Below are 2,343 nucleotides of genomic sequence, written 5' to 3' on the forward strand. Positions count from 1 at the left end.
TTTCTGGTCCGCCTCGAACCCAAGGCGGTCATTGCCTACCACAACCATCCAATGGAATGGGAGGTCCACGCCGTGACCTCGGGCTCGGGTCACTGTGTCTGCGGTGGCGAGAACAAGGCCTACCTCCCCGGAACCACGGCTCTCATGCCCATGGGGATCGAGCACGAGGTGCGGGCCGGAGCCGATGGGCTGACATTGTTGGCCTTTTTCTCGGCCGCTCACTGACGGTGGTCTTTCGTCCCCGGCTTTGCTAAAATTCGAGCATGGCCGCTCGGGACGCATTCCATCTCGCTCCAGACCGGAGCCTGGCCCTGGTCCGTCGCCACCGATGGTCGGGACGCATCGACCGCCATGCGCATCGTTCATTGATCCTTGGCCTTGTCCTCGAAGGAGAATGTTGCACGGTGGGCATCCGGGGCGTCCGCATGGCCGACACAAGACGGATGTTCGCCGTGGCCCCGGGAGAGGTCCACGCCCACGTGGCCGAAAGGCCATGCAGCTATGTGGCCCTTTGCCTCGCGGCACCTTCCTTGCCGCCTGGCCGTATGCTGCCCACGATGGCCGACGACCGGGGGCTGGTCTCGGCCGTGGCCTCCCTGGCCGAAACCATCGAGGCCGGGCAATGGCCGGGGCGATCGGACATCCTGGCCGTGACGGCCCGGGCCGAAGGCCATTTCGAACTCTGCCCTTCCTTGAGTGGACCGCCCTGGCTCAGCCGGGTTGTCGAATATCTGGAAAGGGCCATCGACACACCCTTCAACCTCGCCGAACTGGAGAACCTGGCCGGGGTGAGCAGATTCCATCTCTGTCGAACCTTCACGGCCCGCATGGGAATGACTCCGGGCGAGTACCAGCTCCATGCCCGCCTCTGGCGGGCCAAAGACCTGCTGACCCAGGGCGTCTCGCCCGTGGAGACGGCCCTGGAGACCGGCTTTGCCGACCAGAGCCATCTGACCCGGCGTTTCAACCGGGTCGTGGGACTGTCCCCCGGTCTGTATGCCCGGGGGCGGATTCGGACGCATCGGGCATGAACCACGGGCTCCACAACCTTTACCGCCACCCGCACGGGACAATGGCCAGAGCCCTGGCCCTGCTAGCGGCCACCCTCTTCCTGGTTTCCGGATGCCTGGGCGTCCCAGAAGGGATCACCCCGGTCCGGGAATTCGACATCGAACGCTATCTGGGGAAATGGTACGAAATTGCCCGACTGGATCACTCCTTCGAGCGAGGCCTGGACCTGGTCACGGCCGAATACTCGCTGCGCGAAGACGGCGGAGTCAGGGTCTTGAACAGGGGATTTTCCAAAGCCGAAGGGAAATGGAAGGAAGCCGAAGGCCGGGCGTATTTCGTGGGTGACACCGACCGGGGCCACCTCAAGGTGACCTTTTTCTGGCCCTTCCACGCCTCCTACGTCGTCTTCGAGCTGGACCGGGAGGAATACGGGAACGCCTTGGTCACCAGCACCAGCCGGGACTACCTCTGGCTTCTGTCCCGAACCCCGAACCCGGATCCGGCCGTGATCGAACGCTTCATGGCCCAAGCCTCGGAACATGGCTTCGACACCGGAGCCCTCATCTTCGTCCGCCACGACGTGGACCCGGACATCACCCCCGCTCGATGATCGTGGCCACGCCCTGCCCCCCGCCGATGCACGAGGCCGCGCACCCGATCCGACCCTGACAGACCTCGAGAATCCTGGCCAGGGTGCCAACCAGACGAACCCCCGTGGCCCCCATGGCGTGGCCGATAGCCAGGGCCCCGCCCATGACGTTGACCCGGTCCGGGTTCAGTCCCAATTCCCGGATGGCGTGAAGAACAACCACGCTGAAGGCCTCGTTGATCTCCCAATAGTCGATGTCTTCGGGCTGCAGCCCGGCCATGGCCAGTGCCCTCTTGGAGGCCGGTACCGGGGCCTTGCCCATGACCGTGGGGTCAACCCCGGCGAACCCGATGGAACGGATCCTGCCCAGGGGCTCGATCCCCTTGGCCCTGGCCCGCTCCGCCGACATGAGGACCATGGCCGCGGCTCCGGAATTGAGGGGCGAGGCGTTGCCGGCCGTGATCAATCCCTCTGGGTCGAAGGCCGGCTTAAGCCCGGCTAGACCCTCAAGGCTGGTGCCCGGCCGCACGGCTTGGTCCCGGTCCACGGTCAGAACGCTTCCATCGGCCTGCGGAGCTCGAACCGGCAGAATTTCATCCGTCAGAAATCCAGACTCCCGGGCCTTGACCGCCAACTCATGGGACCGCACGGCCCAGGCGTCCAGATCCCGGCGGGAGAACCCGCCTTCCCGGGCCAGCTTTTCGGCCGTCCGGCCCATGACCATGGTCGTGGGCATGTCCCAA

The 2,343-nt window shown here is 65.3% G+C and carries 4 protein-coding genes; 3 read left to right on the forward strand and 1 reads right to left on the reverse strand.

Annotated features, from left to right (window positions below; translation table 11 throughout):
- From EOM25_14065 to EOM25_14075, 3 genes are all read left to right on the forward strand, one after another.
- On the forward strand, window positions 1–225 hold a 225-nt coding region (locus tag EOM25_14065), incomplete at its 5' end, for a cupin domain-containing protein (protein ID NCC26300.1).
- 38 nt (window positions 226–263) lie between these two features.
- Window positions 264–1,031, forward strand: coding sequence for an AraC family transcriptional regulator (locus tag EOM25_14070; GenBank protein NCC26301.1), 768 nt, complete (start codon window positions 264–266; stop codon window positions 1,029–1,031).
- A gap of 41 nt (window positions 1,032–1,072) precedes the next feature.
- Window positions 1,073–1,621 carry a lipocalin gene (locus tag EOM25_14075; protein ID NCC26302.1) on the forward strand — a complete coding sequence of 183 codons (549 nt, stop codon included), beginning with the start codon at window positions 1,073–1,075 and terminating at the stop codon, window positions 1,619–1,621.
- Here the strand turns inward: EOM25_14075 and EOM25_14080 are convergent.
- Window positions 1,605–2,343 (reverse strand): acetyl-CoA C-acyltransferase (locus EOM25_14080; protein NCC26303.1); only part of this gene is annotated, 739 nt, incomplete at its 5' end. The genes EOM25_14075 and EOM25_14080 overlap by 17 nt on opposite strands.

This window comes from Deltaproteobacteria bacterium (genome assembly GCA_009929795.1).
Taxonomy (GTDB): domain Bacteria; phylum Desulfobacterota; class Desulfovibrionia; order Desulfovibrionales; family Desulfomicrobiaceae; genus RZZR01.

Bases quoted from the DNA above. Each gene is read 5' to 3' on its own strand.
- EOM25_14070 (NCC26301.1), top strand. From the start codon at position 264: ATGGCCGCTCGGGACGCATTCCATCTCGCTCCAGACCGGAGCCTGGCC.
- EOM25_14075 (NCC26302.1), top strand. From the start codon at position 1,073: ATGGCCAGAGCCCTGGCCCTGCTAGCGGCCACCCTCTTCCTGGTTTCC.